Source organism: uncultured Clostridium sp., assembly GCF_937920395.1.
Lineage (GTDB): Bacteria > Bacillota > Clostridia > Clostridiales > Clostridiaceae > Clostridium_AD.
In genome coordinates, this window is sequence record NZ_CALEVF010000041.1 from 66438 (window position 1) to 73534 (window position 7097).

General features: G+C 31.6%; 8 protein-coding genes. 4 read left to right on the top strand and 4 right to left on the bottom strand.

The window, feature by feature from the left end; translation table 11 throughout:
* The first annotated feature begins 5 nt into the window (after nt 1-5).
* Complete coding sequence (locus Q0649_RS23035; protein ID WP_367179349.1) at nt 6-311, top strand: ABC transporter substrate-binding protein; 306 nt, start codon at nt 6-8, stop codon at nt 309-311.
* Here Q0649_RS23035 and Q0649_RS05000 read toward each other — a convergent pair.
* The 4 genes from Q0649_RS05000 to Q0649_RS05015 form a co-directional block, all read right to left on the bottom strand.
* Nucleotides 282-1181, bottom strand: coding sequence for a fumarylacetoacetate hydrolase family protein (locus Q0649_RS05000; protein ID WP_298838250.1), 900 nt, complete (start codon nt 1179-1181; stop codon nt 282-284). The genes Q0649_RS23035 and Q0649_RS05000 overlap by 30 nt on opposite strands.
* Nucleotides 1182-1201: 20 nt before the next feature.
* On the bottom strand, nt 1202-1564 hold the full coding sequence (locus Q0649_RS05005; protein ID WP_298838252.1) for a P-II family nitrogen regulator: 363 nt from the start codon (nt 1562-1564) through the stop codon (nt 1202-1204).
* 270 nt (nt 1565-1834) lie between these two features.
* Nucleotides 1835-2197 (bottom strand): P-II family nitrogen regulator, encoded by a 363-nt coding sequence (locus Q0649_RS05010; protein ID WP_298838254.1) that lies wholly within the window; start codon nt 2195-2197, stop codon nt 1835-1837.
* Nucleotides 2198-2230: 33 nt separating this feature from the next.
* Nucleotides 2231-3466: an ammonium transporter gene (locus Q0649_RS05015; RefSeq protein ID WP_298838257.1), complete on the bottom strand. Its 1236-nt coding sequence runs from the start codon at nt 3464-3466 to the stop codon at nt 2231-2233.
* 490 nt (nt 3467-3956) lie between these two features.
* On the opposite strand from Q0649_RS05015, the gene gdhA reads away from it, so the two are divergent.
* The 3 genes from gdhA (at nt 3957) to Q0649_RS05030 (ending at nt 7051) form a co-directional block, all read left to right on the top strand.
* Entirely contained in the window at nt 3957-5294 is a 1338-nt protein-coding gene (gene gdhA / locus Q0649_RS05020) for an NADP-specific glutamate dehydrogenase (RefSeq protein WP_298838260.1), read from the top strand.
* 263 nt (nt 5295-5557) lie between these two features.
* On the top strand, nt 5558-6355 hold the full coding sequence (locus Q0649_RS05025) for an amino acid ABC transporter substrate-binding protein (RefSeq protein ID WP_298838262.1): 798 nt from the start codon (nt 5558-5560) through the stop codon (nt 6353-6355).
* 12 nt (nt 6356-6367) lie between these two features.
* Nucleotides 6368-7051 carry an amino acid ABC transporter permease gene (locus Q0649_RS05030; protein WP_298838265.1) on the top strand — a complete coding sequence of 228 codons (684 nt, stop codon included), beginning with the start codon at nt 6368-6370 and terminating at the stop codon, nt 7049-7051.
* Nucleotides 7052-7097: the final 46 nt, after the last annotated feature.

Below are 7097 nucleotides of genomic sequence, written 5' to 3' on the forward strand. Positions count from 1 at the left end.
AACTAATCTTTGTATCTAAAAAAGGTGTAGTTATTAAAGATTTAAAAGATTTAAGTGGCAAGAAAATTGCAATTCCTAAGTTTGGAAACACTCAAGATTTAACTCTTAGAAAAATATTATCTGACAATGGACTTAAAGATAAAACAAAAGGTGGAACCGTAGAAGTAAGACAGGCAGCAAATGCAGATACAACTGAATATATTAATAAAAACCGAGATAAAGTTAAAGCCATGCTTTTTAAACATAACATGCCTTTAGCTTATATTTTTATTTTTTCTCTATTAATTGACAACAGTTACTTTATTAGCTAGTTTACCGATTTTCTCAATATAACATTCTACAATATCACCATTTTTTAAAACCTTAGGTGGATTAAATCCTAAACCAACACCACTTGGAGTGCCTGTACTAATTATATCACCAGGTTTTAAAGTAAGTCCTTTTGATAAATCACTAATTATATATGGTATATCAAAGATCAAATTTCTTGTATTTGAATCTTGCCTTAATTCTCCATTAATGCTACATGTAATATTTAGCTCTGCAGGAAATTTAATTTCACTTTTATCGACTAAACATGGTCCCATAGGACAAAATGTGTCTAAACTTTTTCCTTTAAACCATTGGATGTGCTTTCCTTGCAAATCTCTAGCTGAAACATCATTAACTATAGTATATCCAAAAATATATTCTTCGACATTCTCTGGTTTAATATTAGTTCCTTCTTTTCCTATAACTATAGCAAGCTCTGCTTCGTAGTCTACTTGCGTTGTAACTTTAGAAGAAAATTTAATTTCATCACCATTTCCGATTGCAGGCGATGCTACTTTAGTAAAATATATAGGAAAATCTGGGATTCCAGTGCCAGATATTTTCGTCTGTTTAATTTCTTTTACATGCTCTATATAATTTTTACCAAGACAAAATATATTTCTTTTTGGATTAGGTATTGGAGCAAGCAATTTAATTGTATCTAATGATACATAGTTAAAATTATTACTACTAATGGCATTTTTAATTTTCTCCAATGTATTTTCTTCAAAACCTTCTATTAATTCCGTCATAGAAGTTACACTAGCTATACCTAAAGTATTAAATATTTCATTAATCTTTATAACCTTTTGACCAATAACAATTCCCACAAATTCTTGAGCATTATTAATATACGTAACAAATTTCATAATTAAAAAACTCCCTTAATTTATTTATTATAACGTAAAGCATCTCGCCCCTGCTCACCATTACTTATTCTGATAATGTTTTTAACATCATAAACAAATATTTTTCCATCACCCATTTTCCCTGTATGAAGTACCTTTTTTGCAGTTTCTACAACTAATTCTGCAGGAATATCACAAACTACTACTTCTACTTTTATTTTAGGTAGAAGATTAATATCTAAAGCAAGCCCACGATAAAATTCTTTATGACCTCTTTGCATACCGCATCCTAAAACATTAGATACAGTCATGCCACTAATACCGATTTCATTTAAAGCTTCCTTCAATTCATCAAATTTACTTGAAGTAGTAATAATTTCTATCTTTGAAAACTTTTCGTCCATATTTGCACCCCCTTTACTTGAAAATTTTTGAAATAATTACCTTAGTGAATTAAATCTCTATTCCGCCATAACCCTCTTCACCATTTAAAATATACCTATTGCAACCGTTGGTACAATTTCTATAAGCTGAGTACCTACTAGTTTAATATTACCATATAATAATCCATTTGTACCAAAAAAATCTATAGCCTTCAAAGCAAAAATAATAAAAAAAAACAAATCAACTTAGCATAACTAAGTTAATCTGTTAATCTTAAATTTTAACAGTATTTATTCGGTATACGTAAGTGCTTCTCGTCCTTGAGCACCATTGCTAATCCTTATTATATTCTTCACATCATAAATAAATATTTTACCATCACCCATTTTACCAGTGTGTAGTACTTTTTTTGCTGTTTCCACAACCAAGTCTACGGGAATATCACACACTATTATTTCTACCTTTAATTTAGGTAAAAGATTAATATCTAATGCGAGTCCCCGATAAAATTCTTTATGTCCCTTTTGAATTCCACATCCTAAAACATTAGACACAGTCATGCCACTAACACCAATTGCATTTAAGGCTTCCTTCAATTCATCAAACTTACTTGCAGATGTAATAATATCAATCTTTGAAAAATTTTCTTCCATACTTGTAACCCCCTTTATTTTTTAGCTATTTGATTAAATATCAATACCACCATAAGCTTCTTCACCATGTTGAGAAACATCTAATCCATCACTTTCTTCATCAGCTGTCACTCTTAAACTCATAAATTTACCAAGTACCTTCAATATAATAAATGTCATTATTGCCGAATATGCAATTGTAGCAACAATTGCTATTAATTGAATTCCAAGTAATTTAATATTACCATGAATTAATCCATTTGCACCGGCAGAATTTATAGCCTTGGAAGCAAAAATACCAGTAGCTATACCTCCCCAAATTCCTCCAATTCCATGACAACCAAATGCATCTAATGCATCGTCATATCCAAATTTTATTTTAACTACAGTTACGCTAAAGTAACATATTATGCCGCCTATTCCGCCTATTAATATAGAAGCCATTGGACTTACGAAACCTGCACCTGGTGTTATTGCTACAAGACCTACAACAATACCACTTGCAAGACCAAGTGAGGTAACCTTCTTTCTAACAATTAACTCACATAAACACCATGTTAGTGCAGAAGCCGCAGCCGATGTATTAGTAGTAATAAATGCGTTTAGTGCTACACCATTTACAGCAAGTGCACTCCCTGCATTAAATCCAAACCATCCAAACCATAAAATTCCTGCACCTAGAAGTGTCATTGGAAGATTGTGTGGAGTGATTGATTTTAATTTTTTTCTCTTTCCTAATACAAGTGCTACAACAAGTGCAGAAATACCTGAACTTATATGAACTACATTTCCACCTGCAAAATCTAACGCTCCTAAATTTCTAAGCCATCCACCTGCACCCCACACCCAATGAGCTATTGGATCATAAACTAATGTTGTCCATATTAAAATGAACACTGCAAATGCAAGAAATTTCATTCTCTCAGCAATTGCTCCTGAAATTAAAGCAGGTGTTATTATTGCAAACATTAACTGAAATAACATAAATACTGATTGAGGTATCGTACCAGCATAGTCAGCATTCGGTAAAAATCCTACACCATGCAATCCAAGAAACTGAAAATTACCAATAAAACCAGCAAAATCTTTTCCAAAACATAGGGTATAACCAATTAAAACCCATTGAAGTGATACAATCACCATCGCTGTATAACTGTGAACAGTGGTACTAAGCACATTTTTTCTTCTCACCATTCCACCATAAAACAAAGCGAGTCCCGGTGTCATTAACATTACTAATACCGTTGCAAAAATCATAAATGATGTATCAGCAGTATTTATTGCATGCATAAAAATCCCCCCTAATTAAATATTATTACTAGTTATAAAAATTTGTATTGTAGTCGTAATGAATTTTCGCTTACTGTTATAAGTCATTTTACTAACATTTGAAATAAAAGTCAAGTGTTTTGGCCTTCTATTAATTATATTTTTTTACTGATAAAGTTGCATTTCAAGGCTTATAAGAGCAAAAAACCTATATATATGCAATGTAATCATTCACATCAATTTCTTGAATTAAATTTAAATTACTATAATATTGCATGTTATTATTAATTTAAATTCACTTTTGACGTATTTTTTGTTTTACTCTTAATAATAGCTTTGATTTATTTTAATAAGTTGTATCCTATTACATAAAATTACTATCATCCTTACATTATATAAACATTGCTTTTAATAAAGTTGATTCAAAGTGGTAAAAATGATAAAATATGTAGATAGATGCATGTTAATTTTAAGATTAAGCCATATTTATTTGATCTGAGGAGGCAATAAAATGAGTTTATTATCAAGTTTAACTCAACAAGTTATTAAGAAAAACCCAAATGAACCAGAATTTCAGCAGGCCGTAAGCGAAATACTAGAATCTCTAGAGCCTGTAGCTGTAGCTCATCCGCAGTGGATGGCAGCTGGAATATTCGATAGAATTGTAGAGCCTGAAAGGCAAATTATATTTAGAGTTTCATGGATAGACGATAAGGGCATAGTAAAAGTAAACAGAGGCTTTCGTGTCCAATTTAACAGTGCTATCGGACCTTATAAGGGTGGGTTAAGGCTTCATCCTTCAGTTAACCTTAGTATTATTAAATTTCTTGGATTTGAACAAACTTTTAAAAACTCCCTAACAGGTCTACCAATTGGTGGTGCTAAAGGTGGAAGTGACTTCGATCCTAAGGGAAAATCTGATAGAGAAATAATGAGATTTTGTCAAAGTTTTATGACTGAGCTTTCAAAACATATTGGAGCCGATACTGATGTACCTGCTGGTGATATCGGTGTTGGCGCCCGAGAAATTGGTTTTATGTATGGTCAATATAAAAGACTTAGAAATGAATTTACAGGTGTATTAACTGGTAAAGGGCTATCATATGGTGGAAGTCTTGCTCGCACGGAAGCCACCGGATATGGTATGTGTTACTTTGTTGAGGAAATGCTTAAAGCTACAAACAATTCCTTTAAAAATAAAACAGTTGTAATTTCAGGCTCAGGTAATGTTGCAATATATGGAACCGAAAAAGCTATTAAACTAGGAGCAAATGTAGTTGCATTAAGTGATTCAAATGGATACATATATGATTCAACTGGAATTAAACTAGATACAATTAAAAAAATCAAAGAAATTAATAGAGAAAGAATAAGCGAATATATTAAATACCATCCTACTGCAGAGTATCATGAAGGTTGCTCAGGAATTTGGAAAATAAAGTGTGATATTGCACTTCCTTGTGCTACTCAAAATGAAATAAATGAAACATCCGCAAAAATTCTTGTAGCAAATGGATGTATAGCAGTTGGAGAAGGAGCAAATATGCCTTCCACTCCAGAAGCAATTAATGTATTCTTAAAAAGTAAGATTCTTTTTGGACCTGCTAAAGCAGTTAATGCAGGAGGTGTTGCTACGTCAGCACTTGAAATGTCACAAAATAGTATAAGATATGCATGGACATTTGAAGAAGTTGATAATAAATTAAAGGCTATAATGTCAGAGATTTATATTAAAGCAAGCAGTGCAGCAAAAGAATACGGATTTGAAGGCAATTTACTTGCCGGTGCTAATATTGCTGGATTCATTAAGGTAGCTGATGCTATGTATTCTGAGGGGATCGCTTACTAAATATTTGCTCTCATTTCTTTCTAAAAAATAGTTTTACTAAAAGGACTAAAATAAAGGATGACCACTTGCCATCCTTTGTTTTAGTTCTTTTGTATTATCTATATTATTTTAAATATCTATTTAAAATATATATTGTATAACTATCCTAAGTCTTTTTGTCTCACTTTTAAATTTTGAACGTATATTGACAACAACGGATTAATTATGGTATTATTAATTCAATACCTTACTAAAACAGTAGGATTACTTCAAGGGGGAAATATATGAAAAAATTATCTATATTAATTACCACATTATTAATAGCATCAGTAGGACTCGTAGGATGTGGAACAAGTGGAAGTAAAAATGCAAAATCAAAAAATTTATTAGAAACAATAAAAAGTGAAGGAAAAATACAAATAGGTACCGAAGGAACCTATGCACCATATACATTCCATGACAAATCAGGAAAATTAACTGGATTTGATGTTGATATTGCAACCGAAGTATCCAAGCGTCTTGGGGTTAAACCAGAATTTGTAGAAACAAAGTGGGACGGTATGTTTGCAGGGCTAAATGCAAAGAGATTTGACATGGTAGCAAATGAAGTTGGAATCAATTCTGATAGAAAACTAAAATACGATTTCTCAACCTCGTATATAGTTTCAAAAGCAGTACTTATAGTAAATAGTTCTGATAATACTATCAAAAAATTTGCTGATTTAAAAGGTAAAAAATCTGCTCAATCATTAACTAGTGACTTAGGTAAAATCGCAAAAGCTAATGGTGCAGTTTTACAACCAGTTGATGGCTTTAACCAATCAATAGACCTTTTAGTTTCTAAAAGAGTAGATGCCACAGTCAATGATAGCTTATCTTTCCTAGATTTGAAAAAACAAAAACCAAATCTTGCTATAAAAATTGTTGATACAAAAGGTGATGCACAACCAAGTGGAATTATGTTTAACAAAGGAAATAAAGAATTAGTAACTGCAGTTAATAAAGCTTTAGCTGATATGAAATCAGATGGTACTTATTCAAAAATTTCAAATAAATATTTTGGCAGCGATGTATCAAAATAAAAGGGTGATAAAATGAATTTAGACACAGATACACTAAGAATATTCGGGATAGTTAAAGACTCTTTCTTTCCTTTATTAATAGCAGGTATAAAGTTTACAATTCCAGTAGCCGTAATCTCCTTCTTGCTTGGTTCGATTTTAGCTATGCTTACTGCCCTTGCTCGTATATCAAAATATAAATTACTAAACCTAATATCAAGTTTATATGTTTGGATAGTAAGAGGGACACCTCTTCTAGTACAGTTATTTATATTATTTTACGGATTACCAGCAGCTGGCATAACAATAGGAGCAATTCCCGCAGCAATTATAGGTTTTACATTAAACATTGGTGCTTATAATTCAGAAGTAATTAGGGCTTCCATTTTGTCTATTCCTAAGGGTCAGTGGGAAGCTGCAAGTTCAATTGGTATGACTCATACTCAATCACTCCTTAGAATAATTTTGCCACAGGCAGCTAGAGTATCTGTACCACCACTATCAAACTCTTTCATAAGTCTTATTAAAGATACATCACTTGCAGCGGCTATTACTTTGACTGAAATGTTCCAGGTTGCCCAACAAATAACAGCAACAACGTATGAGCCACTTGTATTATACTGTGAAGTAGCTTTCATATATCTAATATTTTGCACAGTATTAACTATAATTCAACAAAGAATAGAGAAAAAACTTGAAAGATATGTGGCTAGGTAATTGGAGGAATTTCATGATTAATATAAAAAATTTACACAAAAGTTTT